This window comes from Hymenobacter cavernae, from assembly GCF_014641455.1.
Lineage (GTDB): Bacteria > Bacteroidota > Bacteroidia > Cytophagales > Hymenobacteraceae > Hymenobacter > Hymenobacter cavernae.
In genome coordinates this window covers 236,803-260,742 of record NZ_BMHT01000001.1, presented here as the reverse complement: position 1 = coordinate 260,742, position 23,940 = coordinate 236,803, and the positions used below count along the sequence as shown (strand labels likewise).

Below are 23,940 nucleotides of genomic sequence, written 5' to 3'. Positions count from 1 at the left end.
GCGATTTCGCTGCCCTTTTTGTTTGCTGAAGACCTTGGCTTTTACTGTCGCACAAAAGTGCGGGTTGCAGTGCCGAATAGGGGGTTGATTACTGAATACGAGAACTGCGTAACAATTCCGCTGGAATTGAATACAGCAGCATCTCCGGTGAAGTCTACCGTGCCAGCGCCGGGAACCTGCTGCGATGGGAACTCCAGGCGGGTAGGCGTCAACTGGGCAAAGTAGGCCGGAAAAAGAGCCGTGGATGGAACCAGGACGCCACCTAGGTTACTAGTTGTGTAAAGGCCTTTGCCGATCTTCTTAACAATAGAAGGCGTGAAGCCAGTCCGTAAGTAGGTGCCGCTCTGGTCAATGTTGTTCACGGCAGGATCTACAACGGCTACTACGCGGCTGGTTGCAACCGTGTCGCCCTCAGTGTTGGCACCACGATATTGGATCGTGTAAAAGCCAGGCACTTTATTGTTGACGGATCCCACTACCTGCGTTGTAATCTCAGCGCCATCAAGAGTAGCTGACGCGCCAGGATCTGTGTAAGCTTCACCTACGTTGATGCTCGTCAGGGCTGGGCCTTTGAGGGTAATCGCGGCGTAGTTTTTTACCCGTGATAAGTTCTCGGTTTCTGTTTTTTTACAGCTGGAAACAGCAATTGAGAGTAGGATGGAAAGGCTAAGAAAAGAAAATCTGAGTTTGCGCATGTCCGGAAATGATTAGGAATGTTGACTATTTCTTGTCCCACCAAACAGGCACATCTGCTAAAGCCACTGCTGGCGCATTTGAATTGCGCTGAGTTTCCAAAGTAGGGTACAGAAAACGCTTAACGATAACACCGGCTGGCAGCTCACTGGCTGGTGACGGAGCAATGAACGAAGGATACCGCGTCCGGCGCAGTTCAGTCCAGGCTTCAAAGCCTTCCGAGCCGTTGAACGATACCCACTTCTGCGTAATGATGCGGTCGAGCTTGGCTTCGAAAGTAGTAGCTGCTGTGAAGCTAACCAGCGGGCTAGCCAGGAAGGTAGCTGGCAATGTCCGACCTACCCGAGCAAACGAAGCGGCAATACCTTGCTCGTAAAGAGCTTGAGCGTTGGCGCCAGCTGCGTAGCCACGTAGGGCAGCTTCTGCCTGTAGGAACAAGCTCTCCGCACCACTGATGAAAATAACGGGGGCAGAAGACCCGGCGATTTTCACCAGATTAGGCCTCGACCTGGTCGAAATAGCCGCCGATCCGCCGGCTACTGCCTGCCCTTGGGGCGTTCCGACGTGGTTGGCTGTAGTAGCGGTGGTAGTCGTGCTGCCCGGACGGCTGAAAAAGTCGTCGATACGAGGATCATTTGTATCAGTCAGATAACCAATGCTGGTCTGGCTGGCAATGATATTGTTTGCAATGCCGGAGCTAGAGTACACTTCGGTGAGATACAGCGGGTTGCTGTTCTGCGAAACGGTAGTGAAGCCGGTTACCTGAGCATCTTCGGCTGCCCCCAGAAACTGAGCACCACTTGCATAAAGCGCCTGAATGCCTGCCGCCGCCACAGTAGGACGAGCATATACCTGCCGCAGATAGATTTTAAGCTTCAGCGTGTTGCCAAACCGACGCCACTTCTCCATATCGCCACTGAACACAAGATCTTGTGGTCCAACGGCAACATTGGTGGTCGTGTTAATTTTAGCCAGAGACTCGTCAATCAGCGTGATAAGGCCATCATATACTACTGAACCCTCATCAAATTTCGGCTGCGTGTTGGAAGCTCCCCGCAACGACTCCGTAAAGGGAATCTGATCGTAGGCATCGCTAAGTACCTGGTAGGTATAAGCTGATTCCAGGCCCGCGATGGCAGCATAGTTTGAGCTGTCGCCTTTGGCGCGGTCCATCACATAGCGGAAGTTCTTCAGCGCACCGGTGAACAGGTCCTGGTACTGCCTATCGAAGGTGGTCTGACCGATGCGGTACCGGTCATAATCCTTGTACTGGTTAGCTAGCAAGCTTTCCGTCCAGTGTTGGGCGAAGAAATTACCGGCAATATTGAAAGGTGCCCCCATTACGTAGAGCAAGTTACCGGTACCGGCTGGCAGTACCAGATTGGGGCTGGCCGTGCCAGGTCGGGTCGGCTCAACGTTTATATCAAGCTGCTTTTCACAGGCTGTTAGGCCTGTTGCGCCTGCTAAAGCCAGAGCAACTAAACCTTTATGTATTTTTTTCATGAGATTCTAAGGATCGAACGACTAGAAGGTAACGCGCAGATTAGCACCGAAGCTGCGCAACGAGGGAGAGCCGGAGAAATCGAAGCCCTGCACGTTGCCATTGCCGAAGTTCGAGGTTTCTGGGTCCACGTAAGTGTTTTCTTTAGCTCTCCACAACGCAAGGTTGCGACCTGTAAGACCTACTGATAGGGCGCCGAAAGGAGTTTTCGTGAGCCACTTGCTCGGTAGGGTGTACGACAGTGCTACCTCGCGCAGCTTCGTGTAAGAAGCGTCGATGATGTTGGTGCCGGGAGGGCCACCAGCGCCTTCTAAAGCACTGAAGTAATCGAAGGCAGTAGTTGGGGTTGTATTTGGAGAATACGAGCCGTCGGCGTTCTGAATCACACTATTCGCTACAATGAAGGGCTGACGGTCATTGATCAGCGTCTCAGGAGCGGTGCCCGCGAAACGTTGCGTACCCCGGGTACGGGAGTAGATCTTACCACCTTGCTTGGTATCAACTACTACTGTCAGCGAAAGGCCACGGTAAGAGAACGTGCTGTTTAGACCAGCCGAGTAGCGCGGTGAAATCGTGCCCAGCGACTTCACTTCGCTGGCCAATGGCACACCCGTAGTAGCAGCAACAACTACCTGACCGGCTTCATTGGTCAGAATATCAGTTGCGCGGAATACGCCGTATGGTTCGCCCTTGCGAGCAACCAGGCTCACGCCACCAAGACCACCTAGGTTAATCTCATCAATACCTTCGATGATAGACAAAACCTTGCTGACGTTCTTGGTATAGTTCACCGACAGGTCCCAGGTAAAGCCACCTACTTTGACAGGGGTGCCACTTAGCAACACCTCAATACCTTTGTTCTGAATCTCGCCTACGTTACCTACCAAGCCCGTAAAGCCCGAGCCTGGAGAAAGTGGAATAGTGACAATCTGTTTGGTGCTTCGCGTGTCGTAAACTGACACGTCAGCCGTCAAACGATCCTGGAAGAAGTGTAGTTCAGTACCTAGCTCCAACGACTTCGTGATTTCAGGTTGCAGCGTTGGGCTACCAATCGTGTTGCCCTGGCTGTAGCCTACCACATTGCCTAAGGGGAACTGTAGCGTACCACCCGAGTAGCCATTGGTGGTGCTAGCGACGCTGAAGGTAGAGCCAGTCAGGTAAGGAGATGCATCGTTACCTACTTGGGCAACGTTAGCACGCAGCTTGCCATAATTGAAGTAGGCGTTTTCCTTCAGACCAAGCAGATCAGTGAAGACGAAACCTAGGTTCACAGCCGGGTAGAAGAAGCTCCGGTTGCTGCTGGGCAGGGTAGAAGACCAGTCATTGCGAGCCGTCAGGCCTAGGAATAGGTAGTCACGGAAGCCAAAGTCTACCGTTGAGTAAACCCCTACTATACGGCGTAAGTAGTGCGGCGTGCCCACTGATGCTGTTGACGGGTTTGCCAGTGGGTTCAGGTAGCCGGTATTTGCGTTGTTCAGCAGCGTAGGACCGAAGGCATTGCTCACCAGGTTATTCGTGGCAATGCTGGTCTGGTCGTAGCGGCGCTGGTTGAAGTTCTGCCCTAGCAAAGCGCTTACCGTGATGTCCTCCGTGATATTGCCGTTATAAGTAGCAATCAGGTCGGAGCTTAACTCATTGTAGTTGATCTGCGTTTCCTCGTAGTAACCGTTGCTGCTGGTGTTGCCACTCGCATTCTGGGTACCTGGGGCTAGGTCGCGGCGGGCCGAGAACTGCTTACGCCGGTCGCTGTACGTATCCATGCCAATGCGATAATTCACTTTGAAATGGTCGTTGAACTGGTACCCGAGCTGGGTATTTCCTACAAGGCGGTCGACATCATTATGGAAGCTGTTGTCGTGCAGAATCTGCCAGGGGTTTACCGTGTAAGGGCTATAGTAGCCGTTGATGTTATTGAACGGATTATTAAGATCACGCAGATCCAGCAAGCTGATGTCGCGCGGAGTTTGGATAAGCTGATCGTAGATGGAGTTGTTGCCCTGGCCGGTTACTGCCTGGTCGCTTCCAGTGCGGGTATAAGTAGCCGTAAAGCTGCTCGTAATTTTATTGGTCAGGTGCGTTTCGCCTCCCAGCTTCACGGAGCTACGCTCGTACTTTGTGCCGGGTGTGATACCAGACTGCTGCACATTGGAAGCCGAAACGATGTAGTTCGTTTTGGCATCGCCGCCGCCCAGCGAAACGGTGTTCGTCCAGGTTTTACCTAGGTCGAAGAAGTCCCGTACGTTGTTCTTCAAGCCTACATAAGGCTTCGATTGCTGTTGGTTGTTGATGATCTGACCCCATACGCGGTCCTGACCATCAAAGCGCGGGCCCCAGCTGGTATTTTCCCGGGTATCCGATACTCTGGCAAAACCGTTTTGCGGAAAGCCTTGGCCAAACTCATTCTGGAACTTAGGCAGGAAGAGAATGTCATCAATAACGTACGAAGAGGTGAAGGTAACCTCCGCTTTCCGGCCGCGTTTAGCAGCGCTACGACCCGATTTGGTCGTGATGATGATAGCGCCGGAGGCAGCCCGCGAACCATAAAGGGCAGTAGCAGCAGGTCCCTTCAGAATGTTCACTGACTCAACGTCTTCCGGGTTGATGTCGTTGGCGCGGTTGCCGGTATCTACCCCGTTATTGAGGTTGTCGCCGCTACCAACAGAGCTGTTGTCAATCGGAATACCATCCACGACATAGAGCGGCTGGTTGTTACCGGTGAAGGACTTGTTGCCACGGATAACAACGCGGGTAGAGCTACCAACCCCACCCGAAGCGTTGCTGATCTGTACGCCGGCCACTTTACCCTGAAGCTCATTCAGTACGCTACGGTCGCGGCCTTGGGTAAGCTGAGCAGCTTCGATCGTCTGCGTTGCGTAACCTAGGGTGCGCTTCTCTTTTTCTATCCCCAGTGCCGTTACAACTACTTCATTAAGCTGCTTAGTGTCAGTAGACAGCGACACTGTCATTGGACCGCTGGCAACAGCCTGCTCCAATGTGATATAGCCAATAGAGCTGAATATCAAAGTGTTGCCGGTAGCAGGAACTGACAAGGAGAAGGTGCCATCGCTGTTTGTAGCGCCCCCTACTGTAGTGCCTTTAACCAGTACTGTGACTCCCGGTAGTCCTTCATTGGTCGAACGATCAATGACTCTTCCTGATACTGTTCGATCCTGCGCCACGGCCTGCTGCAACAGCGTGGTTATCAGGAAAAAACATAGTAGAATCAGTTTTTTCATGTGAATTGTAATTTGGTAAAATGAACTAGGAAAGAATAAAAAGCGAAAGCGAAAATCGTGAACAAGTTAATGAAAACAGATTTCTCCGTATTGATTTCTTCCGGACTATATGGATTGATAAAAGCTGTCTTGCGAATTGAAATACAGAGTATTCACTAAGATTTGTTTAGTAATCAAGAGGATATGTGCATAACTGGTATCTGTATTATTATAAGGAACAGTATGGAGCTAGCTAAGGAATTCGTAAGGTTTTATATGGTAGGAAATAGATTAATGGAGAAAGCAGGCCTAGGACATACTAGGAAATAGCAGGAGAATAAATAAAGAGTATAATAGAAATAGGTTGGGCCTTGTAACTGGTAGCACACGAGCCTATAGTTGTAGCTGAATAGCTTATAGGATGAACACAGCCGCTTAAGATGGCAGTGCGAGCAGTTCGCACCTCGATTACCTACCTAGGTTTCAATGTCGGCGAATCTTGGCAACGCCTTCTTGATATGCATGAGCACACTGCTAGAGAAATGGAAGAGCCACCATACTGTATTGTTCATAGGTAGACAGTCGTATATCGATTATGTGCTATACTAGTTTTATACAGGAAAATGCTGGAATACAAACACTTTTAGGTGAGTAATAGATGAAGTGATATTTTTTTTTGTTTAGTTTGGATCCTGTACCTTTCTTATATCAATCTTTTCCTCACCATCGTCCTTTTCTTACTTTCTAAAACCAAATTCATCATCCATGAAAAAACCGTTACTTGTGTTCATTCTGCTAATGATTAGTCTGCTACAGCAGGCTATTGCGCAGGATAGGACTATTTCAGGGCGTGTGACTGATCGGACTAGCGGTCAGGGCTTGCCAGGAGTGACCGTTGTTGTGAAAGGCACAACGGTAGGTGCTTCCACGAGCGCAGATGGTACCTATTCGTTGAGCGTACCTACTACAGCTACAGCGCTCACTTTTAGCTCGATAGGGTATCTTACCTTGGAGCAGCCTATTGGGAGTGGTACTACTTACAACGTGTCGCTGGCTACTGACACCAAGCAGTTGGGCGAAGTAGTGGTAACAGGTGCCCTAGGTATCCAGCGTCAGGAGCGGCAGGTGGGCTATGCTACCGCTACGCTTGATACTAAGGAGATTACCCAAGCTCGTGTAACCAACGTAGCGAATGGTTTAGCTGGTAAGGTATCAGGCCTGCAAATTCAGACGCTAAGCAGTGGGGTTAACCCTAGTGTGCGCGTTACGCTGCGTGGAACTCGGTCACTTACTGGTAACAACGAAGCGCTTGTTGTAATTGACGGTGTTATTTCAACGAACGATGTTCTAGTTGCACTTAATCCTGATGATATTGCATCTATATCAGTGCTGAAAGGTGCTAATGCGGCTGCGCTGTACGGCTCACAGGCCTCAAATGGCGCATTGATCATCACCACTAAAAAAGGTGGTGTTACGCCTCAGGTTACCTTCTCGCAAACCTCGCAGTTCGAATCAGTTTCGTTCATGCCCAAGTTACAAAAGGAGTTTGGGCCTGGTGCTAACACATACACCTCTGCTTACCCAACTTTTACTACCGACAACACCCCAGACTCCGACTACAGCACTCAGTATCAGGGGTTCGAAAACCAGCAGTATGGCCCCCGCTTTGATGGATCACTAAGACCTTTTGGCGAGCGGCTTGCGAATGGTGATGTGCAGATGCTGACATTTGAAGCTCGTCCTAATGAGCGTCGTAAGTTCTTCAATACCGGCTACCAAATGCAGAATGGTGTCTCGTTTTCAGGTGGAGATGAGAAAACGAAGTTTTATACCTCTTACCAGAATTTGCAGAACAAAGGAATCATTCCGAAAGATAAGTTTGATCGGAATACCTTCCGCTTCAATGCTTCGCGGGAGCTAGGTCGCCTGACTGCTGGCTTCAATGTATCGTACTCGCAGCAGCGGTCTAATATCACTTCCAATGCAGACCGGAATTCAACGGTGTACTGGAACCTGCTCAACAATACGGTAATGGCTCCTATTACGTCCTATAAGGATTGGCAGAATGATCAGTTTGCCAATCCAAATGGCTATTTTAATGCCTTCTACGATAATCCCTACTGGATTATTGATACCTACCGTACCAACGATCGGCGCAACACGCTGCAGGGCAATATTGATTTGTCGTACAAAGTTCTTGATTGGTTGAAAGTTCAGTACCGCCTAGGTACTACCAACACCACCCAGCAGCGCTTGGCTACGCAAAATAAGTTTACCTACAATGCCTATCAGCAGGCACACAATACGAACAAATCAGGTGCTGGAACGCCCGGCTATGTGCAGGATTTGAGCGCGAGCCTGACCCGCATTAACTCGGACCTGTTCATCAGCATGGATAAAACGTTCGGCGACTTTACAGTACAAGCTATTGTAGGTAATAACATACAACAGTTCGATAGCCGCTTCAACTTTGCCGCTTCCACTGCCTTAGCTAAGCCGGACTTGTTTAACCTCTCAAACCGGATCGGCAACCTGATCGGGTTTGATGGCAGAGCCCAAACTCGCCTGTACGCATTCTATGGCGACGTGACCCTAGGTTACAAAAATTTTGTCTTCCTGCACGGCTCGGGTCGTAATGATAACATCTCGTATCTGGATCCTGACAACCGTAGCTTCTTCTACCCTGGGGTAGATGCATCGGTTGTATTCACGGAGGCTATTCCAGCCCTCAAAGACGTTTCTTTCCTGGACTATGGCAAGATCCGCGGAGGTATCACGAAGGTTAGCCAGGTAAACCTACCTAATGCTCCATTGCCGACTGAATTGCCAACAAGTGTTACCGACCTAGGTATATACCAGACGGGTGGGGCGTATGCACTGAATTCCACCTATGGTCTTGGTACTGGTTTCCCGTTTGGTTCATTAGCTTCGTTCACGGCAGACAATGGCCTTGTACAACAGGGGCTTAAGCCTGAGGAAACCCGCTCCATTGAGACTGGTATCGAACTTAGCTTCTTGCAGCATCGGGTAACGGGTGCTTTCACCTACTATTCGCAGAAGAGCACTAATCAGACGATTAGAACTAGCATTTCAACTGCTACCGGCTACAGCACTCTACTCCTTAATGCGGGTGAAGTACAAAACCGCGGTGTTGAAGCTGACCTGAATATCACTCCCGTTCGTCTTGACAATGGACTGACCATCACGGTAGGTGGTAACTTCAACTACAACAACAATGAAGTTATTTCGCTGCCTCCGGGCCTCTCTCAGCTAACTCTGACAAGTGGCGGCGGAGCTGGTAGCGCATCGCTTTTTGCGATTCCCGGTCAGGCCTATCCTGTACTGCGGGGTAGCTACTACCAGCGCACTGATGATGGGCTAATCAAGATGGTTACGACCAAAGATCCAAATACCGGCGAAGCCCGTTATTTCCCTCTTAAATCGACTGACCTGAAAAGCTTTGGCAATACCCAACCTAAATACAAGTACGGCTTCAATGCTAGCGTAACGTACAAAGGGCTGACGTTATCCGGCCAAGGTGAACTCCGCACGGGTTACGTAATTTATAACGCTATCGGTGAGACTCTCGACTTCACAGGGGCTGGACAGCGGACTGTTACATACGGTCGTGAGAATTTTGTGTACCCTAACTCAGCTATTCTGGCTCCCGATGGTACAACGTATGTTCCGAACACCTCAGGGCTAACGCCTGGTGGATCAGAGTTCTGGTCTAGCGCAGCTTATAACACTACTGTGTCAGAGAACTACGTGACCTCCGGAAAATTCTTCAAAATCCGGGAGCTTTCCCTGAGCTATGCGCTACCTACTGCTTTAGTATCGAGAGTAGGTTTCATTAAGGGTGCTTCAGTTAACCTGTTTGGCCGGAATATCTTTACGTGGGTACCGAAAGCCAACATCTACACTGACCCTGAGTTCAGCAATGCTACTACCAACCCTAATGCCGTTGGTATTAACAGCTATTTCCAGACCCCGCCGACGAAGTTCTACGGAGCTACTCTCAGCGCAACTTTCTAATCTCACTTGTTCATGAAAATACTTTTTAGAGTCCTGCTTGCAGCGGCGCTTACTACTGCTGCAACCGGTTGCGAGAAGTTTCTCGACGTCAATGAGAACCCTAACAACCCGACGGCAGCAACGCCGAGTGAGTTATTGGCATCAGCACTGACCACTACGGCTTTTAACTACTCGTCGGGTTCTAACACGAGTACTCTCCCAGGCTATAACAGCTATGCTAGCTTTGCTGCTGATTATTGGGGTAAGTCGGGGGTTGTAAACGGTTATACGGAAGAACGCACGTATAACTACACGAACCAGTTCTATCAAAGCTTGTGGAGCAACACCTATGATAACCTGAATGACTACAACCTCATTCAGCAGCAAGCCGTGGGTTATCCTAACCATGCAGCTATCGCCCGGATCATGAAGGTGTATAACTTCCTGCTATTGGTCGATGAGTTTGGGGATATCCCTTATTTCACTGCTCTGCAAGGAGCTGCGAGCACAACGCCTACCTACGACAAAGCTGCTGATATCTACAAGGACTTTATCGTACAGCTAGATGGCGCTATTGCGGATGCTAATGCAGCTGCCAGTGGTGGTGTTGGGGTAGGTGCCGAGGACGTTGTTTTCCGCGGCGACATGAAAAAGTGGAAGCAGTTTGCTAACAGCTTAAAGCTGCGGATTCTGTTGCGTGAATCGCAAACTGGCGATGCAGCACTGGATACGTACGTACGGACGCAGCTAGCTACTCTTCAGACGGCACCTGATGGATTTATTACGAATGATGTAGTAGTACAACCAGGCTATGCCCAAAGTGCTAACCAGCAAAATCCATTCTTTACCCGTTATGGACTGACAGCTGCTGGTACAAGTGCTACCGAGCAGCTCTACCAGATTCCTACCAACTTCATCCTCAACCAATACGTCAACAACAATGATCCTCGCGTTTCTCAACTCTACGCGTTCGGAGTTAAGGATGGGGCTAGCAATGTTTATGTAGGTACTGATCTGGGCGAGCGCAGCCCTGCCGGAGCTACAGCTACGTTGAGGGCATCATTTTTCCTGCAAGGCGGTGGCCTGTTGAAGGGGCCTAATGCGCCTACTCCGCTGATGCTTTTGTCTGAGCATCTCTTCTCAAAAGCAGAAGCTGAAACCCGGAACTTGTTCACTGGTGGCGATGCTGCTGCTAGCACCGACTTCCAAGATGGTATTAAGGCCTCCTTTGTTTATTTCTACCGTACCAGTACATCTCTTACTGACATAAATAGCACGCCGTTATCTGCTACTACTTCAGGAACTCCTGGCATAGCACAGTATAACACGTACATCGCTGCTAACACCAATAATCCATTGGTGAACTACGCACTTGCTCCGTCGGCAGGTAGCTTAGGTAAGCAATCGGTTATTATCTACCAGAAGTACTTGGCCGAAAATTCAGTGGCTAGCACCGAAGCCTGGGATGATTATCGCCGTACTGCGCAGCCAAAAATTCAAGCTTCGCTGGAGTCTATTTCGCCTCGTGCGGATAAACTACCAACCCGCCTGCTGTATCCACTGACCGAGACCAACACAAACGCAGCAAATATTCCTGCTAATGTTACTCAGTTCACGAAGATCTTCTGGGACGTAGTAGATTAATCTATTACAAGTAGCTTATCAACAAAAAGGGCTGCCCAATCGGGCAGCCTTTTTGTTTTGCTCAGGCTTAAGCTAAGCGGGAACCTAGCTTTCCATCAGAAACCCTTTGATATACTCATCTAGGTCGCCATCCAGCACGTTCTGCACGTCGGTGCGCTCGATGCCGGTGCGCAGGTCTTTGATGAGCTTGTAAGGGTGCAGCACGTAGTTGCGGATCTGCGAGCCGAAGTCGATGCGCTTCTTGCCGGCTTCAACCTTGTCACGCTCGGCGTTGCGCTTGTCGAGCTCTAGCTGGTAGAGGCGCGACTTGAGCATGCGTAGGGCATGTTCCTTGTTCATGAGCTGGCTACGCTCAATCTGACACTCGATAACGATACCAGACGGGGCGTGCTTGAGCCGGACGGCTGTTTCTACCTTGTTCACGTTCTGGCCACCGGCGCCACCGGAGCGGAACGTATCCCAAGAAATATCAGCGGGGTTGATTTGGATGTTGATGGTGTCATCCACAACCGGATAGGCAAATACGGAAGCAAACGACGTATGCCGCCGGCCGCTGGAATCGAAGGGGGAGATGCGCACGAGGCGGTGGACGCCGATTTCGCTCTTCAGATAGCCGTAGGCAAAGTCGCCGTCAATTTCCAGCGAAGCCGACTTGATTCCGGCACCTTCACCGGGCTGGTAGCTCACTTGACGCACCGCGAAGCCGTGCTTTTCGCCCCACATGATGTACATGCGCATGAGCATCTCGGCCCAATCCTGGCTTTCGGTGCCGCCCGCGCCGGGGTTGATGTCGATGATGGCGGAGAGCTGATCTTCCTCATCGGAGAGCATCCGCTTGAACTCCAGCTGCTCAACGGCTTTCTGCGCCGTCTCGAATTCCTGCTGCATCTCCTGCTCCGCCACGTCGCCGTCACGGTAGAAGTCATAGAGCACTTCTACATCGCCGACGGCCTTCTCCACGGCTTCGTAGTCATCCGTCCAGACCTTGATGGATTTGATTTCCTTCAATACCTCTTCCGCCTTTTTGGAGTCGTCCCAGAAGTCAGGAGCCGTGGTCTGCTTTTCCGTTTCTATAATCTGCTCTTTGCGATTATCGTAGTCAAAGATACCTCCTCAGAGCCTCAGCGCGGCCCTTCAATTCCTTCACCTGATCTTGCGTCATGGGGAATGTTAAATGGTGATGTTGAATTTTGAATGGGTAAAGGTCGCTACCGGAACGTTACCATTGAATAATAGGCTCCTAAATACGCCAATGAGTCAAGCCAGCTTCGGGCTGCTCTCAAGCAAAGACCTAGGTTGCTCCTGAAAAAATAACAGCCAACCTAGGTAAGGTTGGCTGTTGTAGCAACACAGAAAAAGCTAGGTCAAAGCTGCTTAAATGGTAACTATCCAGTTGTGCGTGTCAGGCGCAACACCGGTGCGGATGTCATCCAGCGCCTGCAACACGCGCCGGGCGAACGAATCGGAAGTAAGCTCCGGCAGCAAATAGTCCTGACCCTGATAGCCAATAACCGTAATCGGCGCAATTGTAACGGCAGTGCCGATGCCGAAGGCTTCGGTGAGGGTGCCATTCTGGATAGCTTCCATCACTTCGGTGGCGGCTACTTTGCGCTCTTCTACGGGCATGCCCCAGTCGCGGGCAATTTGCAGCACGCTGCGGCGCGTGATGCCGTCCAGAATCGAGGTGCTGAGCGCGGGCGTGACGAGCGTGCCGTTGATAATGAAGGCCACGTTCATGGTGCCTGACTCCTCGATAAAGCGATGCTGAGAAGCATCCGTCCAGAGCAGCTGGTGGTAGCCGGCATCCTGGGCTAGCTTGGTCGGGTAGAGCGCCGCGCCGTAGTTACCGGCGTTTTTGGCAAAGCCAGCGCCACCTTCGGCCGAGCGAACATATTTCTCTTCAAAGCGCACGCGCAGAGGCTTGCCAAAGAAAGCGCCTACCGGGCACGTAATAATGGCAAAACGGTAGGTTTCCGAAGGCCGAACACCTAGCATACCATCGGTGGCAAACATGAAGGGGCGGATGTACAGCGCCGTGTTAGGTGCGCTCGGAACCCACTCAGCATCAAGGCGGACAAGCTGCTTGAGCCCTTGGATAAACAGCTCCTCCGGAATGGCCGGCATGCACATGCGCTCAGCGGAGGTATTCATGCGAGCCAGGTTGTCGTAGGGCCGGAAAATAGTAATAGCGCCCTGCTCATTTTTATATGCTTTTAGCCCTTCAAAAATGGCTTGGCCATAGTGGAGGGCCGAGTTAGCGGGGCTAACCGTAAAGTCACCATAAGGCAGAATCTGTGGATTTTGCCACTCGCCATCTTGATAATCAACCACAAACATGTGGTCGGAGAAGTGTTTGCCGAACTCCAGGTTCGCGAGGTCAAGTTGCGAAAGGCGCGAGGCCGAGGTGGTCTGGGTCGGAATGGCTAGGGTGTCAAGCATAACGGTAAATCGTGAAAATGAAGCTTGGTGAGCGTAAAAGGCAGCAAGCTGAAAACCTAGGTGCCAAAGCAGTTTAGAGGCGTGGCTTCCAGGTAACTTCTTCCGCGCCTAATTCGTGCGCCATCTGGCGACTAAGTACAAACAGGTAATCGGACAAGCGGTTTAGATAGATAACGACCAGCTCGGCCACAAACGAATCGTCCTGAAGCCCGATAACCAGCCGCTCGGCGCGGCGGCACACGCAACGGGCCACATGCGCAAACGAAACCGACTGGTGCCCGCCCGGCAGCACAAACATGCGCAGCTCAGGCAGGTGCTCGTTCATTCGGTCCATCTCGCGCTCCAACAAGGCCACGTCTTCGGCGTGCAGGTCCGGGATTTTCATCTTCGACTTCTCTGGGTCGGATGCCAGAGAAGCGCCGATCGTGAACAGCCGGTCCTGAATTTCCTTGAGCAAGTCGCGGCGCGGGGTATTCACTTCCTGGTCGCGCAGCAAACCTAGGTAGGAGTTCAGCTCATCAACCGTTCCGTAGCAATCAATGCGCAAACTGGACTTCGGCACCCGTGTGCCACCGATAAGTGAAGTAAGCCCTTGGTCGCCGGTCTTGGTGTAAATCTTCATGCTTTCATTTATCATTTAACATTTACCAACTACCATTTAACAGTTATCAGTACATACCTACCAGAAACCTAGGTTAGAGATACACTCTTTATTGGTAAATGGTAGTTGGTAAATGTTAAATGATTAACTGGTAGCTGTCAGATGGCTGTGCGTGGCGATGTCGGTGTTCACCATGTCTGATTCGACTAATCCATCGCGCAGGCGCACGATACGGTGCGAGTAGCGGGCGATGTCTTCCTCGTGCGTTACCATGATGATGGTGTTGCCTTTGGCGTACAGGGCCTCAAACAAATCCATGATTTCGTAGCTGGTCTTCGTGTCGAGGTTGCCGGTAGGTTCGTCGGCCAGGATGATGCTGGGGTTGTTGACCAACGCGCGGGCAATGGCAACGCGCTGGCGCTGTCCGCCCGATAGCTCGTTGGGGCGGTGCTTGGCTCGTTCACCTAGGCCTACGCTGCGCAAAGCTTCCATCGCAATAGCTTCTCGCTCGCTGCGGCCGTAGCCGGCGTAGATGAGCGGCAGAGCCACGTTGTCGAGCGAAGTAGCGCGGGGCAGCAGGTTGAACGTCTGAAAAACGAAGCCGATTTCCTTGTTGCGCACTTCCGCCAGCTGGTTATCCGACATGCGGCTCACGTCCTGCCCATTCAGCACATAGCTGCCGGCGGTTGGCGTGTCCAGGCAGCCCACAATGTTCATCAGCGTCGACTTGCCGGAGCCGGACGGGCCCATGAAGGCCACGTACTCACCGCGCTGTATGCTGATGGTAACGGACCGTAATGCCTGAATGGTCTCGGTTCCCATCTGGTAAACCTTCGAGATGCCGGTAGTTTCGATAACGGGATGCTGCATGGCCTAGGTTATTTCCAGGGAGCAGTTTCTGCGAGCTGCGCGGCGTGTCGCGCGTCGTACTGCTGTCGAAAGGTAGCGTATTCCGCAGGGGAAAGCAACGTGCGCAACTTCGCCAGCGGCTCTTCTGCATAGTCAGCCAAACCCGCCGAAACAGCGGTCATGGCATACGCTTTCAGCAACGTGGCCGACTCCGGGTTATAAGCCAGGGCTTGCTGCAACAAGGAATAAGCGGCGGTGTAGTTGCGCTGCTCCGCGTAAAAATCGGCAGCCGACAGCATAGCGGGCTCCAGCAAGGATGCCTGGCGACCAAGCTGAGCATACAAGCGCGCCGCGGCGGGCAGCTGCTTCTGCAACCTGGCCAGCGTGGCCTGGTAGTACAGCTTGTAAGACTGATCGGCAGGAGAGAAGTACGCTGTCTGCAAGAGCTGCCGTAGCTCAGTCGTGACTTTCTCTTGGGTATAAAGCTGCCCGCGGAGTACGTTCCAGGCCGACACAGTTGTAGTTTTAGCCGTGGCATCCGGGGCAAACCGCTGAATAGCCTCCCGTGCTTCCTGTACCTGACCAACTTGCAGCGCCCTTGGAATCTGAGCCAACAAGGCCGCTTCCCGCGCCGCCGGGCTGCGCAACGCAGCAGCCTGTATAATCAAGCTCTCCGGGTACAGCGAAGCGCCCCGAATAACTAGATATTGAGCCTTCACCGAATCGGAAGCTAGCCGGTAATCCCGGTTGAAATCCAGGGCTAGCACTTGCAGTAAACTGTGGGCCGGATGAGCTACTAATGCATCTTTCTCCTGTGCGGCCAGCTGCGCCAGCGTTCTGGCCGAGTCCAGCTGACCGTTCAGCGCAAAAGAATAAGCGCGAGGCAAAGCGGCTTCAGTGTAGCCACCCTGCGCCGCAACGGCCAAGCGTGCCGCCGCGGAGCTATACAGTCGTTGGTCAAGCAGCCAGGTACCCCAAAGGCTGTGATAGTAAGCGGCTTCGGGACCGGTGCCAATGGTGAGCGGCAGCAGTGTAACCTGTGCAGCTACTGCCTGACCGCCATAATACTGCGTCAGCGCCCGCAGGAAAGTAAGCTGCTCGAAGTACGAAGCATTAGCTGGCCGTTGCGCTAGCTTCGTTAGCGTCGGAAGCAGGCTCGTGTCGCGGCGCGTCAGGTTGTTGAGTGCCGCGTGATAAACCTGCGCAAAATCAGCCGGAGCTAGGTCCTGGCTGCCGAGTGGAGCAGGCGTTTTTGCGTTTGGTTTGCCGGTAAGCTGGCTCAAAAGCAACGCGTTGGCTTGCAGCGCAACAGCATCATTCGGCAGTGATTCGCTGGCTATTGTTTGTGCTGCTTTCCACTGCTGGTGTTTTAGCAGAAAAGCCAGCTTGTTGGCGCGTAGCACCAGGTTATCAGGCGCTACAGCTTCCGCCCGCGCCTGGTACGTCGCTACGGAGTCGGTGAGTGTGGAGCGGGTGTAAAGCTGCGCCAGGTCGTTGGCCAGAAAGGCGCTGCGCGGATGTGCCTTCAAGCCTTCCCGCAGCACTTGCAGGCGGTCGAAGAAGTCGCGCTGATCCATGTACAGTGCTGCCAAGCGCAACGATACCTTCTCAGAGGGCCGACGGCTGAGCGCGCGCCGCAGCGCGTTGATTTCGTTTTGGCGTTGCGCCCGGAAGCGGTAAAGCGCCGCCCGCCCAAAGCTAGCTTTGCGGTTGTAGCGGTCGAGTACATCACTTTCGGCGTAGTAGCGCTCGGCCAGCAGGGCCAGCGCCTCGGCTTGCGGTTGCTGTTCGCTTTGAAGGCGCGTCAGATCACCTAGGTTGTTATAATAGCCAGCCTCCACCTGATCCAGCACAAAGAAATCGTTGCGCGCTTCTACCGCTACCAAAGCGCCCAGCGCGAACAACAGCACGACGTAAAAGGGCAGACGCCGAGGCTCATACACCACCCGGTACACACGCAGCCGCTGCCGAATGAGCGGCGCGAAGTTGATCAAGACGTACAGCAAAAAGCCGATGCCGCCCGTAAGAAATACGAGCCCTACGAAGCTGCGGCCGGCCTCCAGCAGCGGGTCGTTGGCCGTGGCAAATGCGTAAGCCAGTGACCCCGCCGCCAAAGCCGTCAGCATCAGGTAGAGGTGGGCAGCACTGGGCCAATACGGCACCCAGTCGCTGTAGGTAGCGGCCCGCTGGCGCAAACCTAGCCACCCGACCAGAACCGCCGGTAGCAGCAGCACAAACGGATCGAGGTGCAGACCAGCCAGCAGCAACACCTCGCCGTCGTTGAGGTAGTACATCAGCAGAATACCTAGGTACAAACCGCTGGTTAGCAGGAAGGGCCACAACCCAAAGCGGCTCTTCGGGTTTTCGGCCTGCGTGTTAAACCACAACAGGGCATAGATATTCTCGAAGCTCACCCAGAAGGCCAGCAACCCCACCACTACGGCACTGCCCGCCGTGAAATAGCTGGCCAGATGCAGCACGATGAAAGGAGCCGGATAGTCGCTGCGCCACAGCAGCAAGCCGACGAGGCTAGCTATGAGCACTGCGAAAGCCAGCAAGCGCAAGCGCAGCGAGGTGTCGGGCCAGAACGCGTGAAACCCGTAAGCCGGCAGACCTAGGATAAGCAGCGCGGTAATCAGAAAGTACTGTTTGCCAGTGTCAAACACGCCAAGCTGATCGGCGTTGAGCGACATCAGCAGAAAAATGAGCAAGCCCATGGTCACCACAAACGGCGTGCGGGCCAGCGTACTCACCACGGCGAGGTAGTAGACCAGGCAAACAGCCAGCAATAGGAGCAGCATGGCCGCCGCCGCAGGCTGCACGTATGGCCCCGCTACGTCATAGGTCTGCGCGACGAGGTAGCCATTCACCCGCACCGGCAGCTCGGCCAAACCAACACGCACCGGCGGCAGTGTAGTAGGCACCGGCGTGAGCTGCGCTATCGGCTGAATAGGAAACGTGTGGTCGTCGCCGGTGAAATAGTAGTAACAGGCCAGCGCCAACGCTAGGCCGGCTACCAGGCCCAACACCAGCAGCGGGCTGCGCCAACTCACGGGGCGGTCGGTAGGGAGGGGGGAAGGAGGCGCCAACGGCTAGTCCAATACTTTAGGTACGCGGAAGTAATCAGAGTCTTTGCGGGGCGCATTGCGCAGGCCGTCCTGGTGGCTTACGGTATTCTTCGCCTCGTCGGCACGCAACACGTTGATTTCGTGCGACAAGTGCACTAGCGGCTCCACATCAGTGGTATCCAGCTCGCGCAATTGCTCCACCCAGTTCAGAATCTTGTTCAGCTCACCGAGCATTTTCTGCTCTTTGGATTCGTCGAGTTCCAGGCGGGAAAGGTGGGCTAGTTTGCGCAGGGTAGCTAGGTCGGTACTCAAAGTAATAAGGATTAGAAGTTACGAGTTAGGAACGTGCAGCTTTTGCTTACGGTTGGCATCAGCGGCTTCAGATTTACCAGCGGCCGGAGCTGATTTCTCCTTCGGCGGTTTGGGCCGGTAGTAGGGCGTAGGCTCCGGGATACCAGCGGCTTCGGGGATGAATTCGCTGGCAATGATAGCGAATACCCGGTTTTTAAGTTCTTCCGCATCGGCTAGGGTGAGGCCTTGGGTGGAAATCGGCTCGTGAAGAACGATCTTCAGTGGCGTGTAGCGCACCCGGATTCCGCCAACATCGGGCATAAAGCGGTGGTTCAGCGGCATCGTAATCGGCACGATAGGCACGCCCGCGGCAATGGCCAGCTGGAAGGCGCCATCCTTGAACGGCATCATTTCTTCGGCTGGCTTTTTCGAGATAGTGCCTTCCGGAAACAGCACCACCGAACGCCCTTCCTCCAGACTTTTGCGCGCCTGCACCATCGAGCGGCCCCGACTCACGGCGCTTTCGCGGTTCACCGTGATGTAAGTGCTGCCGAAAATCGGTCCCCAAACCGGCACTTTCGCCAGGGCGCTCTTCCCGACGATGTTCAGAAACCCCGGTATAGCTTTGAACAGCAGCAGAATATCAATGTACGAGCTATGGTTTGCCACGTACACGTACGGCTGCTTGGCGGGCAGCGGCTGCTTACGCACAATTGTGACCGGCATCCCCCACATCCGAATCGACACAATCGACCAAACGCGGTTGATGGCGTGCAGATGACGGTGCCAACGCGGCTTTCGGGCTAGCATCCACTGCAAGGGATACGTCAGCACGAAAGGCAGCACAAACCAGAAGGTGCTCCAGGTGGTGTACAGCCGATGGCCAATGAAACGCAGAAATCGTCGCATGCCGCAAAGGTAAGAGGGAAATGGCGAGGTGGTGAGGTGGTGAGGTGGTGAGTAGTAAGATGGTGAGTCAACTTGCGTATTATCAACTCGCTAACTCAAACCTCTCTATTTCACCAGTTCACCACCTCACCAGTTCACCACCTCACCTGCTTGCCAGAATTTTATCAGCTTTCAACAGGCCGGCTACGCTGATGGCATCGGTGATGCGGTTGTCGAGGGCCATTCGCACGGCTTCCGCGAAGGGAAGCTTCCACAGGCGTAGGTCTTCGGTCTCTTCGGGTGCTACTTCGCCGGGGATAAGGTCTTCGGCCAGGAAGACAAAGCCTTCCTCGTTTGTCACGGAGTTGGAGGTGTGCAGCCGGGCAATGTTGGTCCAGCGCCCGGCACTGAAGCCGGTTTCCTCGCGCAGCTCCCGCTTCGCCGATTCCAGCACATCCAGCTCTATCGGCCCGCCGCCCATCGGAATTTCCCAGGAATACTCGTTGAGCGCGTAGCGGTACTGGCCCACCAGCCACGTATTGCCATCCGCATCAATCGGAATAATACCGATGGCCTTATTCTTCATCGAGATAACGCCATAGATGCCGCGGCCGCCAGCCGGATTGATAACCTGATCTTCACGCACGCTGATCCAAGGGTTCTGGTACTTCAGTTCCGTGGAGAGCGTCTGCCAGGGGTTGTGCGTTTCGTCGAGGTCAGGGAAAGCAGATGAACTCATTAGAAAAAGGAAGAAAGATGAGAATCGTAAAAGTTTAATATTGGGAAAAGTTGTCTAATTTTAGGAAACCCTATCGGGCACGATTCAGCATTGACCGAGTAGAACCGCCAGTTGAGCCAAAATACTTACTGGAAGCAAATAGGTTATCTACTTTTGTCGTAGAAATTTATTCAGCGCGGCTAAGGTCTATGGAAAGGAAGCCTTATCCGCGTGGCGAAATTCGGCAAAGGAAGAGTGGATAAAACTCGCCGAAGGAGCGTAAAAAGCCACTGCATTATGCAGTGGCCTTTTTGTTTTAGGCCACAACTGTCGGCAGCGGGCTGGCGTATCTACCGTAAGCGCTGACCGTTCACATTCCGGCAGCCTCGCAGATCCTATGGCTAATGAGCCCAAAAATAAGCCCACGCAACCAGAAGCCGGCGACCCGCTATTCAACCTCAAACATGCCGAAGCCGAAGCAGCGCTAGGCACAAATACCAGTGCTATCAACGAGGCTATCAATGAAGATGGACCCGAAGACGACGACCTGGATGAAGGCCCCCGCGATTCGCAAGGCAACCGCCGCGGCGAGAATGACCCTGCCGATGGCACCGCCGCGGGAAGCCACAAATAGCTAGGTTTTAAGCAACTAATCTGACGGCCGGGCCTCCGCGGTAACATTGTTGCCGCGGAGGCCCGGCTCACGTTTGGGGTAGCTACTTTTGCAGCTATTATGCTACTTGCCTCCTACACCGATCAGCCCCTGGAAGCGGGCCTCGACGAAGCCGGCCGCGGCTGCCTGGCCGGACCAGTATTCGCCGCCGCTGTTATCGTGCCGCCCGATTTTGCGCCCACTTACCTCAACGATTCCAAGCAGATGACCGCCAAGCGGCGGGAAGTGGCGCGGGCTGAAATCTGCCGGGAGGCCATAGCCTGGGCCGTAGCCGAAGCGTCGCCCGCCGAGATTGCCGACATTAATATTGAGCAGGCTAGCTACCTGGCGATGCACCGGGCCGTAGCAAACCTAGGTACTACGCCCACGCATTTGATTGTGGATGGCAAACGCTTCCGGCCTTACAATGGCATCGAACACACCTGCCTGATCGGCGGCGACGGGCGCTACCGCAGCATTGCCGCCGCTTCCGTTCTCGCCAAAACCTTCCGCGATGAACGCATGCGCGAGTTGGCCGCCGAGTTCCCTTTCTACGGTTGGGAACAAAACGCCGGCTATCCCACCGTGCGCCACCGCGCTGCCATCCGCACCCACGGCGTCACGGAACACCACCGCTTAGGCTTCCGACTCCTTTGATTTATTTAACATTTATCAATTAACATTTAACAGCTGCCAACTATCACCTGCCATTTAACAGTCAATTAATTACCACAACACTAACCTAGGTTTTGGGTAAGCATGGGTTGATAGATGATAACTGTTAAATGGTAGATGTTAAATGTCTATTCCTTGAGGCGGAGCAGGTCTAGGAACAAGCTGAAGCCGTCGACGGTGGAGCCGCCTTCGCCGAACTTGTCGAAGTTCAGAGGCTTTACAATGTAGCCGCTCACGGCTAGCTCTTTGGCTTTGAGCCGGTCGGTTTCGAGGTCAGAAGTGGTCATGATGAACACGTTCAGGCCCACAAACTCGGGGTCGGAGCGGAGCGCTTCCAAGAGTTCCAGCCCATTCATGCGCGGCATGTTGATGTCGATCATCACGATGCTGGGCTTATCGATTTTGGGCTGGTTGTTTTCGCCTCGGAGTAGGTGTAGGGCTTCGCGGCCGTTGCCGGCGATGTGCAGCGGAACGTTGATATTATGCTTGCGCAATTCGCGTTGCACATTCATGATGTCCATCTGATCGTCTTCGACCAGCAGAATACAGGGAGAACTAGGGGCGGTTGACATAGTAAAAAGAGAACAACAAGAGCCGTGGGTAGAGCTGGCGCGGACTTCTATACGATTAAGATCGGGATTGAGTCACATCTACGTTGGCTCCGCTTCGGGCAGCGACAGGCGGCGCTACTGATTTGGGCCAGGTGAAAATGAACGTAGCACCTTGTCCTTCGGCGGATTCTACGTGAATACTTCCGCCCTGACCTTCCACAATCTTCTTCACGATAGCCAGACCTACGCCCGTGCTTTCAAGGGTGTCGCGGGCGGTTAAAGTCTGGAAGATGACGAAAATACGCTCGTGGTACTCCGGCGCGATGCCGGGGCCATCGTCGGCAACGGCGAAGGTGTATTGCTCCCGGTCTTCGCGGCAAGTGACGCGCACGGTGCCGGTTTCGGGATGGTCGTGGTACTTTAAAGCGTTACTGATCAGGTTAGTAAATACCTGCTGAAGCGGTACCCGGTTGGTGGTGAGCACCGGCAGATAGGAGGGCAGCTCCAAGCGGAAACCCTCCGGCGGAGCCAACGAATCGATGATTTCGGTGAGTAGCTCCCGCACGTTGACGCGTTCCGTGGCCTGCGCCACGCGGCCTACCCGCGACAAATCCAGAATGCCTGTAATCAGGTTTTCCATGCGGTGCACGCGAGCCCGCATCAACACCAAGAATTCCTGCACATGCGGCGGCAGTTCCTGGCCCATGTCTTCTTCAATCCAGCGCGAAGCACTTTCAATGCCGCGCAGAGGCGCTTTCAGGTCGTGCGACACAACGTACGCAAACTGGTCCAGCTCCTGATTGCGGCGCTCCAGCTGCGTAATGGTGGTGCCAATGGTGTGCGACATCACGTTCAAAGAGGCCGTGAGCTGGCTCAGCTCGTCGCGCTCGGTGTCTTCAATGCGCGTTTTGTAGTCGCCGGAGGCCAAGCGTTTCGCCAGGTCCACCATCGTGCTGATGCGCCCGCCAATAAGCCGCGTGATGTAAAAAGCCCACGTAACACCCAGAATGCTAGCTACCAAGGTGACGGAAACCGAGATAATGCGGTTTTCCCGAATGCTGTCCGTCAACTTTTTGCGAAGCTCATTGCGGGCAGCTAGCTCCGTCGTTTCGAAGCCACGGAACAGCACCCGAATCTGATCCATGAGCAAACGGCCGGTGGAGCCCTCTGCCAGCAGGCGGTGCTCCATGCCTTGCAGGCCAATCTGATCAGGGATGCGGCGCTTGGCTTCTCGCTTCTCGCTCACCATCAGATGTGAATACGCCGCCCATTGCTGAAACAAGCGCTGGGCCCGCACGAGCCGCTCGTATTGAGGGGTGCCCACTTTCAGAGAGCTGCGGAGCTGCACAAAGCGACCTAGCAGGCTGCGTTCCCCATCATAATAAGGCTCCAGAATAGCTTCGTCGCCGATGAGCAGGAAGCCGCGAAAGCCGGTTTCCATGTCGATAATATTGCTGGCCAGGGTCGTGGCCTCGCTGGTAATTCGCTGCGACTCCGCCACGCGCTGGGCGTTGCGCAGCACCTTGCGCGAGAGCTGATAGTTGGTCAGGACCACGCCGGCGAACAGCAGCAGAATGGCCGTAAAGCCCGCAATAAGTTTGGTGGAAAGCTTCAGCTTCATGCAAGAGAAGGCTACAAACGGCGAATCATTAACCTTGCCGCAGCTTGTTTTCCATCGTGCGAAGCAGTTGCGAGATGCGGTCGGTCAGGACTTGTACGTCGGATAGGCCCGCAATGGCCTGCTCAGCTTGCCCGGCCACGTGCAGGTCCATCAGCCGGTTGGCTACCTGATGAACCTGCCGGTGCACACGGTCAAGCTCTTGCGCTTCAGGCAAATGCCCGTATTGTACCAGCGCCCGCTCGTTGATCCACTTCCCGAGCGCGCAAGTATTTGCATCACGAATGGGCTCTTCGGCCGTGCCGCTGCCATACAGGAAAGAGCGCAGCTTCGATTTGAAGAGCAGGTGCTTCACCAGGGCAGTTTCAAAATCCTGTTTCAGATCGTCGTTCATGGCTAGGAAAAAGGTCGGCGGCCGCCAGGAAGTAGCAGCGGAAAGCAGATAGTCTGGAAGCCAGCAAAGGTAGCACCTGCATCCGACGCGGCCGGACCCGGTGAAATAGTTAATTTCGCCCACCGCTTT

18 protein-coding genes are annotated in these 23,940 nt (G+C 53.5%); 4 read left to right on the top strand and 14 right to left on the bottom strand.

All coding sequences use genetic code 11. From position 1 onward, the window contains the following. Positions 1-41: 41 nt before the first annotated feature. The 3 genes from IEX74_RS01050 to IEX74_RS01040 are packed head-to-tail and all read right to left on the bottom strand — an operon-like array spanning position 42 to position 5,430. The gene (locus IEX74_RS01050) at positions 42-695 is read right to left on the bottom strand and encodes an immunoglobulin-like domain-containing protein (protein WP_188810100.1); all 654 of its coding nucleotides are present in this window, start codon (positions 693-695) and stop codon (positions 42-44) included. 25 nt (positions 696-720) lie between these two features. Next, positions 721-2,196, bottom strand: a complete 1,476-nt coding sequence (locus IEX74_RS01045; RefSeq protein ID WP_188810098.1) for a SusD/RagB family nutrient-binding outer membrane lipoprotein — start codon at positions 2,194-2,196, stop codon at positions 721-723. A 21-nt stretch (positions 2,197-2,217) separates the two neighbouring features. Continuing rightward, positions 2,218-5,430, bottom strand: a complete 3,213-nt coding sequence (locus IEX74_RS01040) for a SusC/RagA family TonB-linked outer membrane protein (protein WP_188810096.1) — start codon at positions 5,428-5,430, stop codon at positions 2,218-2,220. A 744-nt stretch (positions 5,431-6,174) separates the two neighbouring features. Here IEX74_RS01040 and IEX74_RS01035 point away from each other — a divergent pair. Both IEX74_RS01035 and IEX74_RS01030 read left to right on the top strand, forming a co-directional pair. After that, positions 6,175-9,444: a SusC/RagA family TonB-linked outer membrane protein gene (locus tag IEX74_RS01035; RefSeq protein ID WP_188810094.1), complete on the top strand. Its 3,270-nt coding sequence runs from the start codon at positions 6,175-6,177 to the stop codon at positions 9,442-9,444. A gap of 12 nt (positions 9,445-9,456) precedes the next feature. Next, on the top strand, positions 9,457-11,067 hold the full coding sequence (locus tag IEX74_RS01030; protein ID WP_188810092.1) for a SusD/RagB family nutrient-binding outer membrane lipoprotein: 1,611 nt from the start codon (positions 9,457-9,459) through the stop codon (positions 11,065-11,067). A gap of 84 nt (positions 11,068-11,151) precedes the next feature. Here IEX74_RS01030 and prfB read toward each other — a convergent pair. The 8 genes from prfB to IEX74_RS00990 form a co-directional block, all read right to left on the bottom strand. Further along, positions 11,152-12,229, bottom strand: a protein-coding gene (gene prfB / locus IEX74_RS01025; protein WP_188810090.1) for a peptide chain release factor 2 whose coding sequence is annotated in 2 segments (ribosomal slippage) — positions 11,152-12,177 and positions 12,179-12,229 — 1,077 coding nt in all. Because the reading frame shifts where the segments join, the coding sequence is not laid out codon by codon here. 212 nt (positions 12,230-12,441) lie between these two features. Further along, positions 12,442-13,506, bottom strand: a complete 1,065-nt coding sequence (locus tag IEX74_RS01020) for a branched-chain amino acid aminotransferase (protein WP_188810088.1) — start codon at positions 13,504-13,506, stop codon at positions 12,442-12,444. Between the two features lie 73 nt (positions 13,507-13,579). Next, entirely contained in the window at positions 13,580-14,128 is a 549-nt protein-coding gene (locus IEX74_RS01015) for a cob(I)yrinic acid a,c-diamide adenosyltransferase (protein ID WP_188810087.1), read from the bottom strand. Positions 14,129-14,251: 123 nt separating this feature from the next. Beyond that, a complete protein-coding gene (locus IEX74_RS01010; RefSeq protein ID WP_188810085.1) occupies positions 14,252-14,977 on the bottom strand; it encodes an ABC transporter ATP-binding protein in 726 nt (241 codons plus the stop codon). An 8-nt stretch (positions 14,978-14,985) separates the two neighbouring features. Further along, positions 14,986-18,045: a tetratricopeptide repeat protein gene (locus IEX74_RS01005; RefSeq protein WP_188810084.1), complete on the bottom strand. Its 3,060-nt coding sequence runs from the start codon at positions 18,043-18,045 to the stop codon at positions 14,986-14,988. Between the two features lie 3 nt (positions 18,046-18,048). Next, positions 18,049-18,336, bottom strand: coding sequence for an Asp-tRNA(Asn)/Glu-tRNA(Gln) amidotransferase subunit GatC (gene gatC, locus IEX74_RS01000; RefSeq protein ID WP_188810083.1), 288 nt, complete (start codon positions 18,334-18,336; stop codon positions 18,049-18,051). An 18-nt stretch (positions 18,337-18,354) separates the two neighbouring features. Continuing rightward, on the bottom strand, positions 18,355-19,224 hold the full coding sequence (locus IEX74_RS00995) for a lysophospholipid acyltransferase family protein (RefSeq protein ID WP_229755066.1): 870 nt from the start codon (positions 19,222-19,224) through the stop codon (positions 18,355-18,357). 142 nt (positions 19,225-19,366) lie between these two features. Further along, the gene (locus IEX74_RS00990) at positions 19,367-19,942 is read right to left on the bottom strand and encodes an NUDIX domain-containing protein (protein ID WP_188810082.1); all 576 of its coding nucleotides are present in this window, start codon (positions 19,940-19,942) and stop codon (positions 19,367-19,369) included. Between the two features lie 376 nt (positions 19,943-20,318). On the opposite strand from IEX74_RS00990, the gene IEX74_RS00985 reads away from it, so the two are divergent. Continuing rightward, positions 20,319-20,555 carry a hypothetical protein gene (locus tag IEX74_RS00985; RefSeq protein WP_188810081.1) on the top strand — a complete coding sequence of 79 codons (237 nt, stop codon included), beginning with the start codon at positions 20,319-20,321 and terminating at the stop codon, positions 20,553-20,555. A 99-nt stretch (positions 20,556-20,654) separates the two neighbouring features. Then, positions 20,655-21,230, top strand: coding sequence for a ribonuclease HII (gene rnhB / locus IEX74_RS00980; RefSeq protein WP_188810080.1), 576 nt, complete (start codon positions 20,655-20,657; stop codon positions 21,228-21,230). Between the two features lie 146 nt (positions 21,231-21,376). Here rnhB and IEX74_RS00975 read toward each other — a convergent pair whose 3' ends face one another. Genes IEX74_RS00975 through IEX74_RS00965 form a run of 3 tightly spaced genes read right to left on the bottom strand, consistent with a single transcriptional unit; the run spans position 21,377 to position 23,811 of the window. Continuing rightward, positions 21,377-21,820 carry a response regulator gene (locus tag IEX74_RS00975; RefSeq protein ID WP_188810079.1) on the bottom strand — a complete coding sequence of 148 codons (444 nt, stop codon included), beginning with the start codon at positions 21,818-21,820 and terminating at the stop codon, positions 21,377-21,379. Positions 21,821-21,875: 55 nt separating this feature from the next. Continuing rightward, positions 21,876-23,420 (bottom strand): sensor histidine kinase, encoded by a 1,545-nt coding sequence (locus IEX74_RS00970; protein WP_188810077.1) that lies wholly within the window; start codon positions 23,418-23,420, stop codon positions 21,876-21,878. Between the two features lie 28 nt (positions 23,421-23,448). Then, positions 23,449-23,811 carry a CZB domain-containing protein gene (locus IEX74_RS00965; protein ID WP_188810074.1) on the bottom strand — a complete coding sequence of 121 codons (363 nt, stop codon included), beginning with the start codon at positions 23,809-23,811 and terminating at the stop codon, positions 23,449-23,451. Positions 23,812-23,940 lie beyond the last annotated feature (129 nt).